Source organism: Streptomyces sp. NBC_00820 (assembly GCF_036347055.1).
Classification (GTDB): Bacteria; Actinomycetota; Actinomycetes; order Streptomycetales; family Streptomycetaceae; genus Streptomyces.
The window spans coordinates 6,716,839-6,737,438 of the sequence record NZ_CP108882.1; the positions used below are offsets into that span (position 1 = coordinate 6,716,839).

General features: G+C 68.2%; 16 protein-coding genes and 1 pseudogene. 5 read left to right on the forward strand and 12 right to left on the reverse strand.

What is annotated here, in order from left to right; translation table 11 throughout:
* Positions 1-93: 93 nt before the first annotated feature.
* The 3 genes from OIB37_RS30015 to OIB37_RS30025 all read right to left on the reverse strand — a co-directional run bounded on the left by OIB37_RS30015 (position 94) and on the right by OIB37_RS30025 (position 2,517).
* Positions 94-1,269: an SMI1/KNR4 family protein gene (locus OIB37_RS30015; RefSeq protein WP_330460744.1), complete on the reverse strand. Its 1,176-nt coding sequence runs from the start codon at positions 1,267-1,269 to the stop codon at positions 94-96.
* A 107-nt stretch (positions 1,270-1,376) separates the two neighbouring features.
* The gene (locus OIB37_RS30020) at positions 1,377-1,853 is read right to left on the reverse strand and encodes an ATP-binding protein (protein WP_330460745.1); all 477 of its coding nucleotides are present in this window, start codon (positions 1,851-1,853) and stop codon (positions 1,377-1,379) included.
* A gap of 160 nt (positions 1,854-2,013) precedes the next feature.
* Positions 2,014-2,517 (reverse strand): hypothetical protein, encoded by a 504-nt coding sequence (locus OIB37_RS30025; RefSeq protein ID WP_330460746.1) that lies wholly within the window; start codon positions 2,515-2,517, stop codon positions 2,014-2,016.
* 593 nt (positions 2,518-3,110) lie between these two features.
* Here OIB37_RS30025 and OIB37_RS30030 point away from each other — a divergent pair.
* Genes OIB37_RS30030 through OIB37_RS30040 form a run of 3 tightly spaced genes read left to right on the forward strand, consistent with a single transcriptional unit; the run spans position 3,111 to position 5,922 of the window.
* Positions 3,111-3,566: a hypothetical protein gene (locus OIB37_RS30030; protein WP_330460747.1), complete on the forward strand. Its 456-nt coding sequence runs from the start codon at positions 3,111-3,113 to the stop codon at positions 3,564-3,566.
* Between the two features lie 5 nt (positions 3,567-3,571).
* Positions 3,572-5,347, forward strand: coding sequence for an alpha/beta hydrolase (locus OIB37_RS30035; protein ID WP_330460748.1), 1,776 nt, complete (start codon positions 3,572-3,574; stop codon positions 5,345-5,347).
* The gene (locus OIB37_RS30040; RefSeq protein ID WP_330462103.1) at positions 5,347-5,922 is read left to right on the forward strand and encodes a hypothetical protein; all 576 of its coding nucleotides are present in this window, start codon (positions 5,347-5,349) and stop codon (positions 5,920-5,922) included. The genes OIB37_RS30035 and OIB37_RS30040 overlap by 1 nt, the downstream gene beginning before the upstream one ends.
* Positions 5,923-5,934: 12 nt before the next feature.
* On the opposite strand, the pseudogene OIB37_RS30045 reads toward OIB37_RS30040, so the two are convergent.
* The 3 genes and pseudogenes from OIB37_RS30045 to OIB37_RS30055 all read right to left on the reverse strand — a co-directional run.
* Positions 5,935-6,149, reverse strand: a pseudogene (locus OIB37_RS30045) (serine/threonine protein kinase); the annotation flags it as partial.
* A 108-nt stretch (positions 6,150-6,257) separates the two neighbouring features.
* The gene (locus OIB37_RS30050) at positions 6,258-6,782 is read right to left on the reverse strand and encodes an ATP-binding protein (RefSeq protein WP_330460749.1); all 525 of its coding nucleotides are present in this window, start codon (positions 6,780-6,782) and stop codon (positions 6,258-6,260) included.
* Positions 6,783-6,925: 143 nt separating this feature from the next.
* Entirely contained in the window at positions 6,926-7,942 is a 1,017-nt protein-coding gene (locus OIB37_RS30055) for a hypothetical protein (protein WP_330460750.1), read from the reverse strand.
* Between the two features lie 371 nt (positions 7,943-8,313).
* On the opposite strand from OIB37_RS30055, the gene OIB37_RS30060 reads away from it, so the two are divergent.
* Both OIB37_RS30060 and OIB37_RS30065 read left to right on the forward strand, forming a co-directional pair.
* The gene (locus OIB37_RS30060; protein WP_330460751.1) at positions 8,314-9,198 is read left to right on the forward strand and encodes a helix-turn-helix domain-containing protein; all 885 of its coding nucleotides are present in this window, start codon (positions 8,314-8,316) and stop codon (positions 9,196-9,198) included.
* Positions 9,195-9,404: a DUF397 domain-containing protein gene (locus OIB37_RS30065; RefSeq protein WP_330460752.1), complete on the forward strand. Its 210-nt coding sequence runs from the start codon at positions 9,195-9,197 to the stop codon at positions 9,402-9,404. Before OIB37_RS30060 ends, OIB37_RS30065 begins: the two co-directional genes overlap by 4 nt.
* A 171-nt stretch (positions 9,405-9,575) precedes the next feature.
* Here the strand turns inward: OIB37_RS30065 and OIB37_RS30070 are convergent, their stop codons facing one another.
* From OIB37_RS30070 to OIB37_RS30095, 6 genes are all read right to left on the reverse strand, one after another.
* Complete coding sequence (locus tag OIB37_RS30070; protein ID WP_330460753.1) at positions 9,576-10,244, reverse strand: EcsC family protein; 669 nt, start codon at positions 10,242-10,244, stop codon at positions 9,576-9,578.
* A 216-nt stretch (positions 10,245-10,460) separates the two neighbouring features.
* Positions 10,461-13,643 (reverse strand): type I restriction endonuclease subunit R, encoded by a 3,183-nt coding sequence (locus OIB37_RS30075; RefSeq protein ID WP_330460754.1) that lies wholly within the window; start codon positions 13,641-13,643, stop codon positions 10,461-10,463.
* Positions 13,644-13,645: 2 nt separating this feature from the next.
* Positions 13,646-14,917 carry a restriction endonuclease subunit S gene (locus OIB37_RS30080; RefSeq protein WP_330460755.1) on the reverse strand — a complete coding sequence of 424 codons (1,272 nt, stop codon included), beginning with the start codon at positions 14,915-14,917 and terminating at the stop codon, positions 13,646-13,648.
* Between the two features lie 46 nt (positions 14,918-14,963).
* Positions 14,964-16,229 carry a restriction endonuclease subunit S gene (locus OIB37_RS30085; protein ID WP_330460756.1) on the reverse strand — a complete coding sequence of 422 codons (1,266 nt, stop codon included), beginning with the start codon at positions 16,227-16,229 and terminating at the stop codon, positions 14,964-14,966.
* The gene (locus OIB37_RS30090) at positions 16,226-18,235 is read right to left on the reverse strand and encodes a type I restriction-modification system subunit M (RefSeq protein WP_330460757.1); all 2,010 of its coding nucleotides are present in this window, start codon (positions 18,233-18,235) and stop codon (positions 16,226-16,228) included. Before OIB37_RS30090 ends, OIB37_RS30085 begins: the two co-directional genes overlap by 4 nt.
* Before the next feature lie 99 nt (positions 18,236-18,334).
* Positions 18,335-20,575, reverse strand: a complete 2,241-nt coding sequence (locus OIB37_RS30095; protein WP_330460758.1) for an N-6 DNA methylase — start codon at positions 20,573-20,575, stop codon at positions 18,335-18,337.
* Between the last annotated feature and the right edge of the window lie 25 nt (positions 20,576-20,600).

Consider the following 20,600-nt stretch of genomic DNA (forward strand, 5'->3'; position numbering starts at 1 on the left):
TACGAGTGAACTGTCGTGGTCAGGGGGCAAGTCTGACGTGTGTGAAGATCTTGCGTCCAGTCGATGCGGTGTGAAACGGAGGTCGGTGTTCGGTCAGTCGAAGCTCTGCAGCCTGATGAACTCCAGTGGATCGTCGTCCACGTCGAGTCCCGGAAAGCCCTCCCACCTGAAACGCCCTCGCACCCACGCCAGCAGGGTGTCCGTCAGCCCCATCGGCAGTGGCCCGTCCTGGTCCGCGTGGCGGGGTATCACGATGAGGGGCCAGTCGTCGGGGTCGTCGCCGTCCGTCAGCCAGCAGATCGCGTCGCCGTCGATGGTCGACGCGAAGGGCAGGAAGCCGCCCTTCTCCGGCCAGACGGGCAGCGGGTGATACTCGGGGTGGTCTTCCCGCAGCGAGCGGTAGGCGTCGCGGAACCACTGCTCGGCCACCAGCCCCAAGCGCCCGGTGTGCAAGGGCGGGTGCAGTTCCAACCAGTCCAGCCAGGTGCTGCCGCCGTACGTCTCCACCAGCGTGACGTACTCGGCGGGCAGCCGCGTGCCCAACTGCTCGTACACCCAAGCCCAGTCCGCCTCGCCGAGGTACGGGTGCGAGGGTGGCGGCAACAGCACCCGCAGCGCTTCCAGGCCCTCGCCCTGGGTGAGCGCGGCCCGGCGGCGCGTCTCCGTCGACGCTTCCTCGTCCCGGCTCGGGGGCGTCCAGACCCGGGCTTCGGTGAGGAACGCCGTCCGCCCCGCACTGGCGGGCAGCGGCCCCAGCGTCTCGCCGCCGGGAAGCGGCAGTCCCGTCCGTATGAGCGCCACGAGGGTCTCCGCCAGCGGCATCCCGTAGCTGTGCCACGGGTTCACACCCCGGTACAGCGCGTCCCTGTGGAAGATGACGACCGGCCACGCATCGGGGTCCTCGGAAGCCGAGGTGTCCCAGAAGAGGCAACTGGTCGCCCGGGTCTCGCCCAGCGCGAGCAGCCCGCCCGTTTCGGGCCGGAAGACGGGCGGTTCGTACGGCGGGACCCCCCGCGAGGCGATACGGCAGCTCCGGTGGGTCGCCTTCAACCAGGAGCCGTAGTCGAAGCGGCCGCCCTGCTCGCACGGGGTGTGCAACCAGACGAAGTCACCGATGTCGAGCGGGCCGTACGACGCCAGGGCCTTGTAGTCCGCGGGAAGTGCGACCCCGAGCCATGACTCGACGGCTTCCCAGTCGACGGGTACGGGCTCGGGTGAGGTCACCATCACCAGATCGCGGAGGTAGGAAAGCTGGGCAGCGCCTTGCACGCGAACACCTTCGGCTCGTCGGACCGACGCGGGGGCAGTCCGCGCCCCGCGCATCAAAGGGCCGGTTATACAACGCCCGCCCCGTCGAAGGCCAGACCGTGGATGCCTCAGGCGTGAGCGGTGCAGCCTTCGGAGGGCAGCTCGTACTCCGCCCAGACCGTCTTGCCCGGGCCGTCGGGGCGCTGGTGCCAGTCCCAGCGAGTGGCGAGACACGTCACCAGCAGCAGGCCTCGGCCCCTCTCGCTGACGGGGTCGGCAGTTGTGTGGGTGGCCGGAAGCCGTTCGGTTCGGGTGTCGGTGACTTCCACGCGTACGGCCTTTGTTTCGCACGTCAATTGGAGGCGGAAGTCGCGGCCGGGGACGTGGCCGTGGCGGACGGCGTTCGCGCACAGCTCGGCGACGATCAGCGTGAGCGCGTCATGCGGGTCGCTGTCGTACGGGATACCCCAGGTGTCGAGCCGATGCCCGGCGAGGCGGCGGGCGAGGCGTGCGCCGCGCGGGGTGGAGCTGAACAACATGGAGAAGGTGCTTACGGGACTGGTGAGTTGGGTGGTGTCGCTGGGAGGGATGGTCTCGCTGGTCATGCCTCCACGGTGCGGCGTGACGGCGTAGCGTAACCAGTGGTGACGCGCCGTCGCCGTGTGGTTGTACGCGACGGGGTCGTGGGTGTGCGTGGCGCGCGCGTGTTGGTGGGGCAGACCGGGGCGTTGAGGCGGGAGCTGCATCGCCCGCCCGAGGAACTGCTCACTGCCAGAGGTCAGCTCCGTCACGCCCACTGGGATCCATCGCCAGGAGGTCTTCATGGAGTCCCGGCAGGACCCGCCCAGCGGGGGAGCCGTCCTCGCCCGTCGCCGTGACCGTCCAGCCGGCCTCCACTCCCGACACGTTCACATCGCCGCCGGCATCCAGCTCGTCGAGCGTCACGAACACGGTCTCATACGCAACGGCCCGGACCAGGCGAACAAGGTCCTCCCTGTCCGTCCCGGCAGCAAGAAGCCGTTGAGCTGAGGGCAGTTGATCCAGCGAGCCGGGGTCGGACCAGCCGTCGATCGCACTGCGCCAAAGACTCCGCAGCAGCACGAATCGCGCAAGCTGCGGAATGTCTTCCATGGCCTCCGACTTGATCAAGTCGAGAGGATCGGTCACGCCGAGGGTGCTGAACTGGGCACGCAGCGACTCCGCAGCGGCCTTCCGCGGCCCGTCCAGACTGTTCAGCCATTCCTGCCATGCCAGTTGCTGCTCACTCACCCCAACAGCATGCCCTACGGTCAGGGATCACAGACGGTAGGCGTGTCCCCCGGTCGCTCCACCAGACGCTGTCACGCGCGCAACTGCGGCCAGAGCCTCAGAATCTGAAGCCGAACAGTCCGCCTCTTCGTAGCTACGGCCTCGAAGGACGACGATGGCGGGAACGGCACGCCGCTGTGGATCGGTCTCGGCGTCGCCGCCGTAGTGCTCATCGGCGCCGCAGGAGCGTTCGTCGTCCATCGCAGGCGTCGTGGAGTCCCAGCCGCTCCATACGTCCCACCGTTCGCATCCGGCCAAAGCCCCTACGGTGGGTCGCCCGTCGGCCACGCCCCGTATGTGGATCCCAACAGGCACAACGGTCCCGGCGTGCCCTGAATCAGCCCGATGGGAACGAGCCGGTGCCACAGGGCGTGCGCGCGTCGCGTTCGGCTCATTTCCGGCTGAGTACGGATACTCAGCCGGGTTGAGGTGCCGAGCGGACGAGACGCGGCACGATCGGCCCGTAGCGTCTTTCTCGCAAACCTCATGGGGCACAACGGAAGTTGGACGATGCTCACCCGGGCAGGGCCCGGTCCACGGGGAGGCGATCACGCATGGCGTGGGACGAGTGGGAACAGCTCAAAGCGGAGACGGCTGAACGGCACACCGCGCACATGCAGATCAACAGTGTCCCGGTCGACGGCGGCTACGGAAAGCCGAGCAACAGCGGTACTGCGGCCGGCAATCCGGACCTGCGGATCACTGACGCCCCGTGGTTGCGCGCAGCCGGTGTGGCGCAGGAGCTGCAGACCTCCATGCAGAGGGCGCTCACCGCGCTCAGGGACTCGGACGAGGGCGTGGGAGGCGGCACCGAGGGCTTCACAGCGACGGCTGCGCTACGCGAGATCCAGCCCACCTGGGAGAAGCGGCTCGGCGCCGTGCGGGATGAGTGCGATCGGCTGCACGGCACGTTGGAGAAGACCGGCAAGCGGTTCGGGGAGACCGACGACGACGTGCGCAGGAGCGTCGACGGAGTGAGGACTCCCAGCAGGCCCGGCTGGTTGAGGTGACGGGCGTGACCACCTGGCAGCAACTGCGCGATCTGAAGCTCACCGAGTACCAGGACGCCGCCGACGAGTGGGGCGAGATCAGCCACCGTTCCGATGCCGCCCGGATCCGCGTCGAGCAGGAGATGTCGATCCCGGTACGCAGCACCCAGAAGGGCGAGACGCCCGATGCGGCAGTTGGCCGGCTCAACCGGCTCAGAGACAACTACCAGTACCTGCACAGCGAGTGCGGCCTGGTCCGTACCACCCTCAACGCGCTCGCCACCGAACTCGCCTCCCCGCAAAGAAGGTTGAAGCACGCTCTGGAGGACGCGGAGTCCCTCGGTTTCACCGTGAACGAGAACGGCTCGGTCACCTACCCCAACTCCGTCCCCCTCGCCCCGAGCAACAGCACCGCCACACCGGGCGCACCCGTGCCCCTGCTGCCCGGCGCCGGCGAGGGACAGGGCAACGCCAACAAGGGCAAGGCCGAGGACATTGCCCAACGCATCGCAGACGCGGTCAGAGAAGCCGACGAGATCGACACCCGTTACGCCGGGTTACTGCGCAGACTCAAGGCCCCGGCCGGGCTGGAAGTCACCACCGAGATGCTCGCGGACGCCGGGAAGGATCTGAAGGCCGTCCAGAAGGAGGCCGGGGGCGTCCTGGAGAAGGAGGACATCCCGCACGGCAAGAGCGCGGCTCAGAACCGGGGCTGGTGGGATCACCTCACCGGAGAGCAGCAGGATGAGTACCTGACGCTCTACCCGGCGGAGATCGGTGCGCTGGACGGGCTGCCGAGCACGGTGCGGGACACGTCCAACCGCATGGTGCTGGCCCAGACCATGGCCCAGACCCAGATCACCCTCGACGGACTGCCCGCGAACCCGCCCCAGTACATCCAGGTCGGAGACCCGCCCTCCGCCGTGGTCAACCCCGAATGGAAGAAGTGGGTCAAGCCCTACCACGACATGATCGGCATGAAGGCGATCCAGGCCCGGCTCGACGCGAGCGGTTTCCCCGGAGAGATGGGGAAGTCAGGCCTGCCCCAGGCCTATGTGCTGGGTTTCGACACCAAGGGCGACGGGCGCGCCATCATCGCCAATGGCAACCCGGACACCGCGGACAACACGGCCGTGTACGTACCGGGGACGGGCTCTGGGCTGGAGGGGGCCCACGGCGACATCGGCCGGATGACAGAACTGTGGCGCACCGCCCAGACACAGTCCCCCGGGCAGACAACCTCTACGGTCACGTGGATCGGCTACGACGCGCCGGACCAGATTCCGAATGCCGCTGCCCGGCACTATGCCTATGACGGTGCGGCCCCCCTCAACAACTTCATGGACGGCCTTCAGACCGCCCAGGGTGGCCCCGACAGCAGCCACACCACCTTGATCGGCCACAGCTACGGCACCACCACGATCGGTGCCGCCGCCAAGATGCCCGACCACATCGCCGCCGACGACATCGTCGTAGCCGGCAGCCCCGGCATGCTGGTCAGTGATGCCTCCGACCTCGACGTGGGAAGCGATCATGTGTGGTCCGAAGCTGCCCGCACCGACCCGGTGCCCCTCCTCGGGCAGGAGGCCCTGGGCGGCCGCAAGTTGGGTATGTCGACTTGGAACGGAATTCCCTACAATGCCGGCCTGATCATCTCGATCCCCTCCGACGAATCCTTCGGAGCCCACCGCATGGATGTCGACACCAGCGGCCACAGCGGCTACTGGGATTCAGGCTCGACCTCGCTGTTGAACCAGGCGAACGTCGTGGTCGGCCGATACGACCGGGTGAAAGAAGACTGATGAACTTCGTGAACACAAATCGTCAGCGGCTGTGGTGGCTGACCGGTACGGCGGCCGTCGGCCTTACTCTGTCCCTCCTCATCACAGGATGTGCCAAGTCCGTGGATGACCTCGGCTACGAACCCACCACACTCTCAGTCGACAAAGCCCGCAGCGAGGCCGGCGCTGTCTCCAGCCAGATCCTCGATCTGATCGGCATCAAGGAAGGCAAGGTCACCGAGACGGGGCCCGGCATCTCCACGTGCGACGAAGACCCTGATCACTTGTACAAGGCACGCCATCCCTGGTCGATTTATCAGGTGTCGTCGGAAGAGGTCCTCAAGCAGGGGTTCGAGCGTCTCCACGAGAAGCTCCCGCAGCACGGCTGGAAGATCGTCCGGTACGGCCACGACAACAGCAAGGCGAAGACCCTCGGACTTACCGCGGACTCGAAGACGAAGCGGTTTTCCATCAATGCAGAGTTGATCGTGTCGAGCCCCACGGCCGGCAAGGAGAAGGAACCACTCCTGCAAGTCACAGTCGTCTCCGGCTGCTTCCGGGCCCCGAAGGGCACGGACCTCAACGAGGAGTACTGACAGGACTCCGTCAGGTTGGGTCTTGGTGGCGGGTGTTCGCCGGGCACGGTGGAAACGCTTCGCGAACTCCTCCGCGAGCTGCGGCGAGGTGATCGACGCCTGCCTGATGAGCTCACGGCGACGGGCCGGTCCAGCACGCTGTCGTAGCCGCGCCATACGTCCCCCGTACCGCCGATGCTGAGCTCCTCGAGGAGTTCGTAGCGGTCGGAAACCGTCTGCTGCGGCACCTTGCCCCCGGTGTGCGTGAAGAACAGACACGATCAGTCACGGACAAGTGCGGACGCTACACCGATCTTCCGTTCAGCCGTCCAGCCGTTCAGCCGGTCAGCCGGCCGTCACCGCGCCGTGCGGGCCTGCTCGGAGGTGGTGGGGCCGGGAGGCGGCCACCGGTCGGCCATCGAGGGTGGGATGTACTTCGCCCACACCGTCTTGCCGGGGCCGTCCGTGCGCGGGCGCCAGCCCCAGCTGTCGGCGAGACACTCGACCAGGAGCAGGCCGCGCCCGCCGGTGTCGTCCGTGTCCTGTCTGTATGCCGGTGTGGCGGCTGCGGGCAGGCGTTCGCCGCGCGTGTCGGTGACCTCGATCCGTACGGTCGTGGTGGCGAAGGCCAGCGACAGGTGGAAGTCGCGCCCGGCGACTCTGCCGTGCCGGACGGCGTTGGCCGCGAGTTCGGCGACGATCAGGGTCAGGGTGTCGTGCGCGTCGCAGCCGTAGGGGACACCCCAGGCGTCGAGGCACTGCCCGGCGAGCCGCCGGGCGAGCCTCGCACCACGCGGCGTCGAGCTGAACCGTATGGCGAAGTGGGAGCCATGTACGGCCGCTTCGGCGACGTCGTGGGGTTCGGCAGTTTCACTGTTCACGCCCTCCACGCTGCCGGTGACGGGGATACGCGACCAGGGGTGACGCGCTGACGGATGCTGTTTGTACGCGGCGGGGCGGCGCCTGCACGCGGCTTGCGCCGCGCCGCGTGATGACGGCTGGTGCGGGTGCTGGTGTTCTCTCGTCACCTCGCGCCCCAGGGAGTTGCGGCTCCGGGGCGCCCGGCGGACCTGGACGAGGTCCGGGGTGCGGTCATGACCGCGCGGGCGGCGCGGAAGGCGTCGAGACCGGCGGAGGTGATGACGGGCTCCGGGACCGGTGGGGTGCGGTCGGTGACTTCGCCCGTGGTGCAGTCGATCTCGAACACGACCGGGCCGCTGCCGAGAGCGCACTCGGTACAGATGCCGGTCTCCTGACCGGCGGGCAGCAGGTTGCCGCAGAGCTTGCCGCACTCGGCGTACGACTTCCATTGGCGCCTGCGATCCGGCTTCTTGCGTTCGAGGCGGTCGGCGATCAGGCGAGAGGCCGAGTACACCTTCGCTGGGAGGCCTTCGGTGACGGCGTCGGTGATCTCTCCGACGGTGGCGCCACGGTCGAGCCAGTCGACGACGGCCGGGGTCAGCTTGCCGACCTGACGGTCGGAGAGGCGGAGCCGGGAGTCCACGGCGGCGAGGCGACGCAGGATGCGGGCGCCTTCGGCGGCCTTCCCGTCCTCCTTCCCGGCCCCCTCCCCGTCCTCCGCTTCGCTCGGCGCGGTTCGACCTTCGCCGGGTCCGGTAGGAGGCAAGGGAGGGTTCTTGTTCCCGTCCTTTTCGGAGTCCTTTTCCCCGTAAGGGGACGTGCCCGTGTTCCCGGTGTCCATGGGGCCGGTTCCCGGCCGGGTGGGAACCGGGGAAGAGGCCAGGCCCGGCAGCTCGTACACGTCGACGCAAGAGGTGATCTGGTTCGTCTCCTCGTCGCGGACGGTGTTCGTCACCCAGTAACCGAGCTTGCGCAACTCCTCGACGGCCCTGCCCACGGCGGAACGGCCCTGCGGGTAGTTGTCGGAGAGCGTACGGACGTTCGTCCTGTGCCCGTCGGGCAAGGAGAGGACGAGAGCGAGGATGCCGCGCGCGGTATGGCTGAGACGCGGGTCCTGGATCGCCTTGTTGGCGATGATGACGAAGTCCCGTTCGTGCTTCGGGATACGATGAATCTGCATCGGGAGTGTCAGCTCCTGGTGTCGCCCCGACCGGAGATTGCTGTCTCGCGGACGGGAAATCTGACCCCCGGAGGTTGCTGCCTTCGGGGGTCACTTGTCATGGGTGGCACCTTCGGTGCCGAGCCACAGCGTTACACGAGAACTGATCCCCCGTCAGCCTTTGACGGAACGGACCGCCCGTCCGAGCTACTTGTTCGGCTGACGGATTCGCTGTTCAGCCCGCGCATGCTCCCGGTGGTGGCGTAGCGTAACCATGAGTGACGCACCGACACGTGCCGTTTGTACGCGACGGGGCGGGGTCTGTACGCGGCGCGGCGTGACGGGGTTCCGGGCCGGGCCCGCCGTGTGCAACGGGAGAGGCGGTCCAGCCGATGACGTCTACACAGCCGGCTGAACGGGACCTGGATGAAGGCGATCTGGGCGAACGGGAAGATGCCGGACCGAGGCCGGAGGACGGCCCGGGGTCGGGCGTGGTGGCGGCCTTCGGACGCCAGTTGAAGCTGCTACGGGTCCGGGCGGGCCTGGAACGGGCGGAGTTCGGCCGACTCACCGGCTACGCCGCCCAGTCGATCGCCTCCTTCGAGCAGGGCCGCCGCATCCCCGCACCGAGGTTCATCGACCGGGCGGACGAGGTGTTGGACGCCGGGGGAGTACTCAAGGCGCTGAAGGAGGAGGTGGCTCGCGCGCAGTATCCGGCGTTCTTTCGGGATATGGCGCGGTTGGAGACCGAAGCGGTGGCTCTGCACGTGTACGCGGCGCTGGCTGTACCTGGGTTGTTGCAGACCGAGGAGTACGCACGGGCCGTGTTCGGTATGCGTCGCCCGCTTCTTGACGAGGAGACAGTCGAGCAGAGGGTCTCAGCCCGCTTGGCCAGGCAGGAGATCTTCTCGCGCAGGCCGATGCCGACTCTGAGCTTCGTCGTCGAGGAATCGGTGTTGAGGCGCCCTATTGGCGGACGGTCGGTTCTGCGCGGGCAGCTTGAGCAGATCATGCTGCACGGCCAGCGCAGGAATGTGGAGCTTCAGGTCATGCCCAACGAGCGTACGGACCACTGCGGCTTGGGCGGTCCATTCACCTTGATCGAGAACGGTGAAGGGCGGAGGACGGCCTACGTTGAGGTTCAGCGAGACAGCACTCTTCACACCGACAGGTCGGCGGTCAGAGAGATCGAAGAGCAGTACGGGATCCTTCGGGCCCAGGCTCTCACCCCGCGAGAGGCGCTGAAATTCATTGAGAAGCTGCTGGGAGAGCTATGAACATCGCCGAGACCCCGGTCACCGCTCAGCCTGTGTGGTTCAAGAGCAGCTACAGCAGTGGCGAGGGCGGGGAGTGTGTCGAGGTCGCCGACACCGCTCAAGCCGTGCACATCCGGGACTCGAAGGTCGTCGGCGGCCCGGTCCTGACGGTCACCCCCCAGGCGTGGACCAGATTTGTCGGGCTGACCTCCGACCAGACCATCTGAGCCGTACATTCGTGACCCCCGTGGGGCCAGCCGCACAGGCGGCTGGCCCCCGCGTCTGAACGGCTGCTCAGGTTGAACTCATGAAGTCGTCGGAGTGAGGGGCGGCCCCCGGTACGAGATCTGTCCCAGCCGCGATCAACAGGTGACCTCGCCCACGCTTCGACGTCGTTGCTATTTCACATCTTTGGCCAGGACGGCGACGGCAACCTTGCCCACCACCGTCGTCAGGATGTAGTTGGTCGAACTGCTGAAGGCGACACCTATGCCGGCTGGAATCGCCTTGGCCATCGCCTTCTGGGTGAAGGTGATGGATACCCGCTTGAACAGCTGCTTGATCGTGACCAAGGCGGGCCCTCTCAGGTACTGGTAGACCAACTTCTCGGCGATCTTCTGTACCGCGGCTTTGCCGCCCTTTGTTGCCATTTGTTCTGCGGAACCCGCCAACGCGATCGTGAAGGCGAGGTGCTTCTTGTCCTCACTGCTCAGCTCGGATTCGTACACCTCGACCAGGCACATGCACATGTCGACCTGGAGCTTGAGAGCCACGGCAATGTCAGCGGCACCACCGCCCAAGACTGCGACCGCAGTCCCGATCCCTGGAATCACGCTCGGGGCCGCGGTGGCCGCCCCAGCGGCCGCCGAAATTTTGGAGTACCGGCCTATGATCTTGGCCGCGATCCGGCGCCTGTCCTCCAGGCTTTCGGGCTTCCGCTTGAACTTGTCCTCGAAGGTCGCACGGTAACCGCCTACGAGCTTTGTGGCCGCCTCCGGTGTGATGACGATTGTCTCGACGGCCTTCTGGAGCCGAGATCCGTCGAGCTCGCCCGCCGCGTGGTTCATTTGCCCCTCCCGATTCGTTGCACCTCATGAAGAGGGCAACTTGCACTACGCACACTTTTGCACGCAGAAGTCCAATAACATGTGCGGCCTATCCCCGAGCCTGACTTTCACGAGTTCGGTCTTGCTGTGGCCGCAGCTGATCGATCGCGGTTCGGCTGTGCTGATGACGTTCTCCAAAGGGCGCCCCGGCCGACGCATCAAGCCGGGGCGTACGCCTCAGACGTCGTCATCCAGCCCCTCCTCGCGGCGGATCATCCGCCACGCCGCCTTGCGGGCGCTGCGGTCCAGGCTGGACTTGAAGCCCTTGTCGGGGCCGAAGTACTGGCGGCCGAGGCCGGCGATGGTGTCGATGTGGTCGGCCATCTTGTCGGCGAAGACGTTGTCGAAGACGAGCCCGAAGTTGTCCTCGTCGTTGACGACGGCAGCCGCGCGCACCTTCGGGTCGGCCTTGGCCTCCTCGAAGGGCTGGATGACGTCCTGCTCGGTGAACTCGGTGCCGAAGCGCTCGTTGAACTTCTCGATGAGTTCGGAGAGCAGCGACTTCTCCGCTTCCTTGGCGCCGCCCGAGCCGTCGCCGAAGCCCTGCATCATCGTCGGCCCGTCGGCGGAGAGGGAGACGTCGTACTCGCCGGTCTTGTCGACGCGCAGGTGGCTGAGGTCGACTTCGCCTATGTCCACACCGCCGTCCGTGCGGCCCCGCAGCCGGGTGAGCAGATAGCGGCCGTAGAGGTGCAGGCGCTCCAACTCGGCGTCCCTGTACGGGATGATCTGCGCGAGGAAGCCGTACTTGCGGACGTAGTCGTTGAGGTCGGCACGGAAGTCCTCCGCCGTCTCCAGGTCGTCCTCGTCGTCGCTGTCGCGGAGGGCCTCGAAGCGGGTGACGGCGGGGGAGAGCAGCCGGTACAGCTCGGCGTGCAGCTTCTCCCACTTGGCCTGAGAGCCGGCGGCCTTCTCCTTGGCCGTGAAGTACGCCGCGGCGAACTCGTCCATCTCCTGGGCGGCCAGGATCGGCGCCCGCATGACCCGGCTCTGTGCGGTGTAGAGCAGGTTGGGGTCGGAGGGGAGGGTCATCGCCTCCTCGAAGTACGGGCGGAACGACTCCTGGATGTCCTCGGCCTTGTTGACGAAGTCCAGGACGGCCAGGTCGGCCTGGGTCTTGCGCTCGGCGGTCCGGTTCAGCCGGGAGAGCGTCTGCACGGCGGAGATGCCGGTCAGCGACTTGTTGACGTACATCGTCGTCAGGAGCGGCTGGTCGAAGCCGGTCTGGTACTTCTCGGCGACGACCAGGATCTTGTACTCCTGCTGGCCCGCACCGCCGGCGCGGACGGTCTTGTCGTCGGCGCGGGTGTACGCGAACGCCTTGGGCAGCGCGCTCTCCGGCAGGCCGCCGTTCTCCTTGGACTCGGTGGTCTCCTCGCCGTCGACGGTGAGCGAGCCCGAGAAGGCGACGAGGACGCCGAGGTCGGGGTATTTGGTGTCGTAGTCCCGGTCCTTGAGGTAGCTCTTGATCGCGCGCGCCATGTCGACGGCCGACTGTCGGGAGGCGGTCACGACCATGGCCTTCGCGCGCCCGCCGAGCCGGCCGCGGGTGTGCGAGACGAAGTGCTCGACGACGACCTGGGCGTGCTGGGCGACCGTGGACTCGTGCGTCAACGCGTACCGGGCGAGCAGGCTGTTGGCCTTGGAGGGGTCGACCTCCTTCTCGTCCGGGTTCTGGTTCACCAGCTTCCAGTACGTGTTGTACGTGACGTAGGTGCGCAGCGGGTCGAGGATGAAGCCTTCCTCGATGGCCTGCCGCATGGAGTACGTGTGGAAGGGGCGGTGCACGGCCTCGCCGTTCACCGTCTGCGGGGTGCCGAAGAGTTCGAGGGTCTTGGCCTTCGGGGTGGCGGTGAAGGCGAAGTAGGAGAGGTTCGCGGCCTTGGAGCGTTCCTCGGCCTTCTTCTCCAGCTTCTCGTCGAGCGTGAGGGTGGTCGCGCCCGCGTCGTCCGAGTCCGAGTCCAGGCCGAGGTCACGCAGCGCGGCCCGTACGGCGGTGGCGGCATCGCCGGACTGCGAGGAGTGCGCCTCGTCCACGATGATCGCGAAGGTCGAGCCCTGGATCTCGGTGGGGTTGCGCTGGAGGTAGTCGAGGAGCGCGGGGAAGGAGTGCAGCGTGACGGTGACGATCTTCCCGGTGTCGCGGGAGAGGGCGCGGGCGAGCTGCTCGCCCTTCGCGCCGTTCTTCTCGTCGATCTTCACGACCAGGCCGGCCGTCTGCTCGAAACTGCCGATGGTCTCCCGGAGTTGGGCGTCCAGGTTGCGGCGGTCGGTGATGACGATGACCTTGTCGAAGACCGGCACGCCCGTCTTGAGGCCCTGCGCGAGGGCCTCGGGGGCGAGCTCGCGGGGGTCGGTGGGGGTGTGCAGGTCGCTCAGGCGATGGGCGAGCCAGCCGATCGTGTTCGACTTGCCGGAGCCGGCCGAGGCCATCACGAGGTAGTTGTGGCCCGCGCCGTGCGTGGCCGCGTGCGCGGTGAGCTTCTTGACCACGTCCCACTGGTGGAAGCGGGGGAAGATCAGCTTCTTGGTCGTGCCGCCGCCGGGCGTCTTCGACTTGTGCAGGTGTACAAACCGCTGGAGCAGGTCCAGCCAGTTGTCCGGCTGCCACACCTGCTCCCAGAGGTAGGAGCTGGAGTACGTCCCGAAGGCGGTGGGAGCCGGGTTGCCGGCGCCGCCGGGCTGACCGGGGCCGCTGGAACCGGTGTTGAAGGGGAGGAAGCGGGTCTTCGGCCCCTTGAGCTGGGTCGCGACGAACACCAGGTCCGGGTCCACGGCGAAGTTCGCGACGGCTCGGCGCGTGAAGAGCAGCTCGGTGGGGTCGCGGTCGGAGCGGTACTGTTCCTTGGCCTGCTCCACGCCCTGGCCGGTGAGGGGGTTCTTCAACTCGGCCGTGGCTACGGGGATTCCGTTGAGGAACAGGGTGAGGTCGAGCCGGTTGCCCCAGTCGGCCTGCTTCGTGGCGTACGCCAACTCGCGGACGACAGTGAGGCGGTTGGCGCGGTAGCCGTCGAGGACGGAGTCGTGTGCGACGAGGTTCGGCTTGAAGTACGCCACGCGGAGACGGACACCGCGGTCCTTGACGCCGTTGCGGAGCACGTCGAGGAGGCCGTCGGTGGCGATGGCCTGGTCGAGCCGGCGGGCGAACCCGCGCTGGGCCTCCGCCTGGTCGCTGCCGTAGAGGGTGACCAGCTCGTACCACTCGTCGGGCTGGGTGGCGCCGATGAAGGTGAACAGCTCGTTGGTGTCCAGGCCGAGGTCGGCCCGGTAGTCCTCGGGCCGGGCCTCGCGCCAGCCGCGCTCGGTCATGGCGGCGACGATGGCGTCGCCGAAGGCGGACTCGTTGTGGATGGGACTCATGACTACGCGGTGACTCCGTCCGTGACGTTGCGCCCGCCGGCGGTGGACACGTCGAACTGTCCGGTCACGGCGGCTGTGATGAGGGCTTGGCGGCGTTCCCGGACCAGACCCGAGGCCCGAACCGCTGCCGCCCGCAACGCGCCCACATGGTCGGCGGCGCGGTTCAGTCGGCGGGCGACTTCCTGCTGCCGGCCGAGGGAGGGCACAGCAATGAGGAATGATTTGAGGAAGTCGTTATTGATGATGGGCAGTGTGGTGTAGGGCGCTGTACTCCGAAGTTCCCTTGCGGCCGCCCAGAGTTGCCAGGCGAGGAACTCTCCGGAGACATCACGCTCGGGCGTGAGGGCGGTGATCTGCTGGTTTCCCGATGCGTCGTGATCGAGGTAGGCGACCTTTCCGGCGGTCGCGCCGATGCCCACGATCAGTACCGAGCCCTTGGGGAACAGCGGTACCACCCGCTCGGCGACGGCGCCGCTGGGCAGAAGCCTTGCCGGCACCCCAAGGCCGAGGAGACCTTCGAAGTCGGAGGGGCCGTACCACGGGAGGGTGTCCGGCTGTGATCCGTCGGTCCACAGCTCAGGCCCGGAACCGGAGGGAGTCGAGCCGGTCTTGATGCCCCTGATCGCCCTGCGCAGTGGGCGCACCGGCCAGTCTGCGGGCGGTTCACCGGCCGCGCGGACGTGGAGGCGTCCTGTCTCCCGCACGGCGAGGGCGTCCAGCCGTGCGAAGGCGAGTGCCAGCTGGCGCTCACGCGCGAGAGCGAGGCGGTCGACGCGGGCGATCTCCGTGTCGAGGAAGTCGGCGATGCGGCGCTGCTCGTCCGTGCCGGGAGCCCGAAGCGGGATGTTCGCGTAGCGGTCCGCGTTGAAGTTCTGGATGGTCGAGGAGACGGCCTCGGAGTGCACGACTCCCTGGAACGGGGCCGACTGGGTGGCGTACTTGAGGAAGCGCGGCTCGGTGTCGCCGCTGGGGCGGAACCGGATCAGGAACCCGGCGAAGGAGTGCCCGTCCGCCGCGGCGGGGACGAGGAGAGAACGTCCCAGGGTGCCGCTGCGTGACAGCAGGATGTCGCCCTGGCGCAGTTGGTGGCGGGGTTCCAGGACGGTGTCCACGAAGACGCCGTCGTGTGCGTTCCTGAGTTCGCCGTTCGCCGTGATGTCCGAGGTGCGGATGAGTCGCGTGCCGGAGGAGCGGTACTGATCGGCGGGCACGTTGAGTCCGTACTGGCCGGAGTCGGTGCACAGGTGCTTGAGGCGGGTCTCGTCCCAGCTCATTCGGTGACCTCCCGCGACTGTCCATGGAGTTCGTGGTGGACAGGGGTCATGGCGACGCGGTGACTCCGTCCGTGACGTTGCGCCCGCCGGCGGTGGAGACGTCGAACTGGCCGGTCACGGCGGCTGTGATGAGGGCTTGGCGGCGTTCCGCGAGAAGGCTGCTGGACTGGTGGATCGCCTGCTGGGCGGAGATGATGTCGCGGCGCACCCTGGTGAGAGCATCCGAGATCTCGTCCTGGACGTCGCTCGGGACGGCCGGAATCTCGATGGCCTTGATGTCCTCGGCCCTGAGTTTGATGGTCTGGCCCGACTGCCCTCGGAAGAGAAGCGCCATGCGCCCACGGACAGGCCGGCTGCCCAGCAGCAGGGCGACGAATTCCGGCGACCAGCCCGAGGCAAGCCTCACGCGGTACAGCAGATCGCTGAGCAGGAGTCGCCGGCCCTCCGTCCTGGCGACCGCGGCCACTCCGACGTGTGCCGGAGAGCCGCTTCCACGCGTCATCAGAATGTCGCCGTCGGTGATCTCGTGGCGAAGATCGGGCTCAAGACTGTTGGGCAGCCGCTTGTGCTCCAAGGGCTTGAAGCGGCCGGAACTGACGGCACTGGTCTTGAGGATCGCCCACTCCTGAGGCGCGGCCTCGGAATCCTCGCACTGCGGACTCCAGCCCTGTTCCACGGATGTGACCAGGCGGCGCAGCGCGACGAGCCCGTACGTGGCGATGAGACCGTCGACCCTGGAGGCCAACCGGGCCTCCCACAGCTGCTCCAGCCCGCGCACCTGGGAATTCCGTGCGGTGATCAGGGCATCGACACGGGCGATCTCGACGTCCAGGAAGTCGGCGATGCGGCGCTGCTCGTCCACGTCGGGAGCCCGCAGCGGGATGTTCGCGTAGCGGTCCGCGTTGAAGTTCTGGATCGTCGAGGAAACGGCTTCGGAGTGCACGACTCCCTGGAACGGGGCCGACTGGGTGGCGTACTTGAGGAACCGGGGCTCAGCGTCACTGTTCGGACGGAACCGGATCAGGAACCCGGCGAACGAGTGGCCGTCCGCTCCCGCCGGGACAAGAAGGGAACGCCCCAACGTGCCGCTTCGCGACAGCAGGATGTCCCCCTGGCGCAGTTGATGGCGGGGTTCCAGCACGGCGTCGACGAAAACGCCTTCGCGCGCACTCTTGAGTTCGCCGTTCACCGCGATGTCCGAGGTGCGAATGAGCCTCGTGCCCGAGGACCGGTACTGATCCGCCGGCACATTGAGGCCGTACTGGCCCGAGTCGGTGCACAGGTGCTTGAGGCGCGTCTCCGCCCAGCTCATTCCGTGACCTCCCTCAGCAGCTCCTGGATCTCCGCCTCCAGCGACTTCAGCTCAGCGTCGATCTCCGCCAGCGGCCTCGGCGGCTCGTACACGTAGAAGTGCCGGGTGAAGGGGATCTCGTAGCCGATCTTCGTCTTCGTCCGGTCGATCCACGCGTCCGGGACGTGCGGCAGGACCTCGCGGGTCAGGTACTCGTCGATGTCCTCGCCCAGCGGGACGTTCTCGTAGTCGCGCAGGTCCGTGTCCGGCTCCGCCGCGCCCTTGGCCTTCTGGACCTCGCCCTCGGGGTCGCGGACGCCGACCGTCTCGCGTACCGCCTTGGTGAACGGCGCACCCGACGGCCACGTCAGGCCGGCCGCGACCACCGCGTCCTTGAGGGCGATGAACGCCTCGGACTTCGTCGGCCACGTCGAGCCCAGCAGCGGGCGCAGCGCGGCGACGAACTCCTCGCTCTTCTCCAGCTTCGCCACCGGCTTGGCCTCCGCCAGCGCCGCGAGGGTCTCGTCCGTCAGCTCGAAGCGGAGCTTCAGCGGGCGCTCCACCGTGATGCGCTGGTAGCCGAAGTCCTCGTTCGCGAAAACCTTCACCTTGCCGTGCAGGGGATGACCGACGTTGTGCGCGACCTGCAGGGCGTCCGCGTACAGCCGAGTGATCTCGCCGATGTGGTTCGGGCGCCCGTTCGTGCCGTCGCCCAGCTCCTTGCGCTTGTCGCCCAGGGACTTGCGCATCTTGACCCAGTAGTCGCGCGCGTCGAGCAGCACGACCTTGCCCTTGTGGCCAGGGGCCTTGCGGTTGGTCAGGATCCAGAAGTACGTCGAGATGCCCGTGTTGTAGAAGAGCTGGTCCGGGAGGGCGACGATCGCCTCCAGCCAGTCGTTCTCCAGGATCCATCGGCGGATGTTGGACTCACCGGACTCGGCCGCGCCCGAGAAGAGCGGGGAGCCGTTGAAGACGATGGCGATGCGGGAGCCTCCCCCGCCGTTCACGTCCACCGGCTTCATCTTCGAGAGCATGTGCTGGAGGAAGAGGAGTGAGCCGTCATTGATGCGAGGCAGGCCCGCGCCGAAGCGGCCGGATTCGCCGAGGGACTTGTGCTCGTACTCGACCTCGTCCTTGACCTTCTTCCACTCCACGCCGAACGGCGGGTTGGCCAGGATGTAGTCGAACTTGGCGCGCGAGTGGCCGTCGTCGGAGAAGGAGTTGCCGAAGGCGATGTGGTCCGGGTCCTGGCCCTTGATCATCAGGTCGGAGCGGCAGATCGCCCAGGACTCGGGGTTGAGCTCCTGGCCGTACACCTCGACCGTGGCGTCCGGGTTCAGCGTCTCGATGTGGTCGTCCATCGCGCTGAGCATGCCGCCCGTGCCGCAGGCGGGGTCAAGGACCGTACGCACAACACCCGGCATGGTCAGTACGTCTGCGTCCGGTGCCACAAGGAGGTTCACCATCAGCCTGATGACCTCGCGCGGAGTGAAGTGCTCGCCCGCTGTCTCGTTCGACTGCTCGGCGAAGCGGCGGATCAACTCCTCGAAGACATAACCCATGTTGTGGTTGGACACGACAGACGGGTGCAGATCGAGGTCGGTGAACTTGCCGATCACCTGGTAGAGAAGGTTCGCGCTCTCGAGCTTGCGCACCTGCTGTGCGAACTCGTACTTGTCGAGGACCTCGCGGGCGTTGTCCGAGAAGGCGCCGATGTAGATCTGCAGGTTCTTCGCCGCGTTCTGCGGGTCAGCCGCGATCTTGCTGAGCGTCAGGTTGCTCTTGTTGTAGAAGGCGTGAGCCGACGCGCGCCGCAGGAAGCGGTCGGTGTCGATGTCCTGGCCCTCGAACCTGGCCACGGTCTCGACAACCGCGTCCCGCGTCGGTTCAAGCACGCACTCCAACCGCCGCAGCACCGTGAACGGCAGGATGACCTTGCCGTAGTCGGACTGCTTGTAGTCCCCTCGCAGGAGATCGGCGACGGACCACGCGTGGTTCGCCAGCTCCGTGTGCTTGCTGCTGTTCAATTCGATCCCCGAGTTCCTTCCGAACTTGTCCCGCCCCTGCCGCGCCGTCCAGCTGTGCGGGTGCGTCCAATTGTGGTCGATGCGTGAAGGGTGATGCGCCTACTGGGGCGAACCGCCACCCCGTGATCCTGACGTCCTGTTGTCGTCGCCCGTCGAGGGGAGCAGTTGGCCACCGGTCAGCCCGCCCGCCAGCAGCCCCGCCGTCTCCTCCGCCAGCCGCGTCGCCCGCTGCGCCTCCGCCCGGAGTTCCTGTACGCGCCGGAACGCCTCCCCGTACCGCCGTTGCTCCTCCAGTGGGAGCAGCGGGACGCGCAGGCGGCCCGGGCTGACGGTCAGGATCGTGCTGCCCGTCGACGCGCCCGCGATGTTGTCCTCCGCGCCCAGGAACCCGGCGAGGAACCACGGGTCCAGACGCGCCGGGTCCGGTCGGAGGAGGTGGACGTGAGGGCCGAGCAGCGCGCCGGCCTCCTCCTTGCCCGCGACCCGGGTCATCGGGCCGCTTCCGCCCGCCAGTGCTCGTACCAGCACATCCCCGACGGCGATCACGGGCGCCGCATCCGTACGCACCTCGGCCGGATTCCCCGTCGGGCCCGAACCGTTCGCGATGTCGACGCCGGTGAGGACGGGGCGCTCGGCGACGCCCGCGCGGTCCACGCCCTGGTTCTCGTCCTCCGCTCGGCCCCGCGATCCCTCTGGAACCGTCCGCAGCAGAGCCAGCGCGCCGCCCCTCGCGAGGTCCGACGCCGTTGCCGTACGCCATTCGCGCGCCGCGCCGCCCGCGGACGTCCAGCCCTCGTAACCGGCCGCCCTGGCAAAGGACTTCGTGGCCTTCACGAGGTCTCGGCGCGTCGCGTCCACCTCCGCCGACAGTTCCGCCGGGTCGATCTCGGCCCGTGAGGCGCGCACCAGGCGTGCCGGTGTCAGATCCACCACGTCGTCCAGCAGGTCGACCACGCCGACCGCGCGGGAAAGGCCCGGCTCGCCCGTGAAGGCGTCAGGGTCGTCCGTGAACGCCTGCCACGCGCCCAGGACTTGTGCCGTGATCGCGGCCCAGTCCAGAGAGACGGAACGGCTGCCGCCGCGCGTACGCGGTCCGGCCGTATCGCCGCCTCCGCTTCCGCTCCCGGCGCCGGCCCCAGGCGTCTCCGCCGCATCGACGAACAGCACCGACTTCCGCTCCGCGCCGCCTGGTTCGGGCCGTCGCAGGACCCAGATCTGCAGTCCGACGTGCAGCGGCACCGAGGCTCCGACCGGCAGTGCCACCACCGCGCGCAGCGCACCGCCACGCACCAGCTCGGCGCGCACCCGGCGCCCCGAAGCGCGGCCGGCCACGGCGGGTGGCAGGATCAGGGCGGCGTAACCACCTGGCTCGAGGTGGGCGAGCGCGTGCTGTACCCACGCCAGCTCCGACTCGGCCCTGGGCGGAACGCCGTACGCCCAGCGGGGGTCGTACGCCAGCTCGTCATGGCCCCAGTCGCGCACACCGAAGGGCGGGTTGCACAGCACCGCGTCGGCGACGAGGCCGGGGAAGGCGTCCGCGCGCAGGCTGTCGGCGGCACGCACGGCGACCGTGGCCCCGGGTGCCGTCAGCATCAGGCTCACCGCGCTGCGCTGGGCCTGCACGGGCAGCGTGTCCTGGCCGTACAGCTCGCGCGCGCCGGCGCGGGCGGCGGCCGCCAGCAGGGTGCCGCTGCCGCAGGCGGGGTCCAGGATGCGAGCCGGAGTGCCGGGGATCAGGCGTGCGAGCAGATCCGCGAGCGGGGCGGGTGTCCGGTAGGCGCCGGTCGCGGCGCTGTCCTCCAGCTCCCGCTCCGCCAGCACTCCCAGCGCCGCCTGGCCGCCCTCGTCCCGTACGCAGGCGTACAGCGCGCGCACCACCGCCGTGTCGACGCCTTTGAGGCGGACCGCGGCCACGCCCGGCACCGCCTCCGCGGCGGTCGCCGCGTCGCGTTCCGCGTGGGTGACGAGTCCGGCGTCCGGCAGCTCCAGGGCGGCCGTCAGATCGGCCGCCGAGTGGCCCGCCGCCGCCAGGACGAGGAGCAGGAGCGCCGAGGTGTCACCGCCGTCGCCGCTGTGCGCGTGCAGACGGAGGGTCGTACGCAACTCCTCCGACGGGCTCGCCGCCGACGCGTGACCGCGCGAGGCGAGCCAGGCGCGTACGGCCTCCAGGTCGTACAGCGGACTGCTCTCCGTGCCGCCGGACGGCTGCGGGAAGTCGTCGTGCCGGCGGCGCCAGTTGCTGACGGTGGCACGGGTGACCCCCGCGATGCGGGAGATCTCGGCGGCGGTCACCTGGGCGGACGGCGTCGACGACGTCGACGGCGCGGATGGCTGGGGCATGGGTGAAGTCCTCGGCCTCTCGGTA

Coding starts and splice junctions, on each gene's coding strand:
- OIB37_RS30075 (WP_330460754.1), bottom strand. CDS start 13,643: ATGAGTCCCATCCACAACGAGTCCGCCTTCGGCGACGCCATCGTCGCC.
- OIB37_RS30055 (WP_330460750.1), bottom strand. CDS start 7,942: ATGCAGATTCATCGTATCCCGAAGCACGAACGGGACTTCGTCATCATC.
- OIB37_RS30070 (WP_330460753.1), bottom strand. CDS start 10,244: ATGAACCACGCGGCGGGCGAGCTCGACGGATCTCGGCTCCAGAAGGCC.
- OIB37_RS30065 (WP_330460752.1), top strand. CDS start 9,195: ATGAACATCGCCGAGACCCCGGTCACCGCTCAGCCTGTGTGGTTCAAG.
- OIB37_RS30030 (WP_330460747.1), top strand. CDS start 3,111: ATGGCGTGGGACGAGTGGGAACAGCTCAAAGCGGAGACGGCTGAACGG.
- OIB37_RS30095 (WP_330460758.1), bottom strand. CDS start 20,575: ATGCCCCAGCCATCCGCGCCGTCGACGTCGTCGACGCCGTCCGCCCAG.
- OIB37_RS30080 (WP_330460755.1), bottom strand. CDS start 14,917: ATGAGCTGGGACGAGACCCGCCTCAAGCACCTGTGCACCGACTCCGGC.
- OIB37_RS30040 (WP_330462103.1), top strand. CDS start 5,347: ATGAACTTCGTGAACACAAATCGTCAGCGGCTGTGGTGGCTGACCGGT.
- OIB37_RS30085 (WP_330460756.1), bottom strand. CDS start 16,229: ATGAGCTGGGCGGAGACGCGCCTCAAGCACCTGTGCACCGACTCGGGC.
- OIB37_RS30020 (WP_330460745.1), bottom strand. CDS start 1,853: ATGACCAGCGAGACCATCCCTCCCAGCGACACCACCCAACTCACCAGT.
- OIB37_RS30060 (WP_330460751.1), top strand. CDS start 8,314: ATGACGTCTACACAGCCGGCTGAACGGGACCTGGATGAAGGCGATCTG.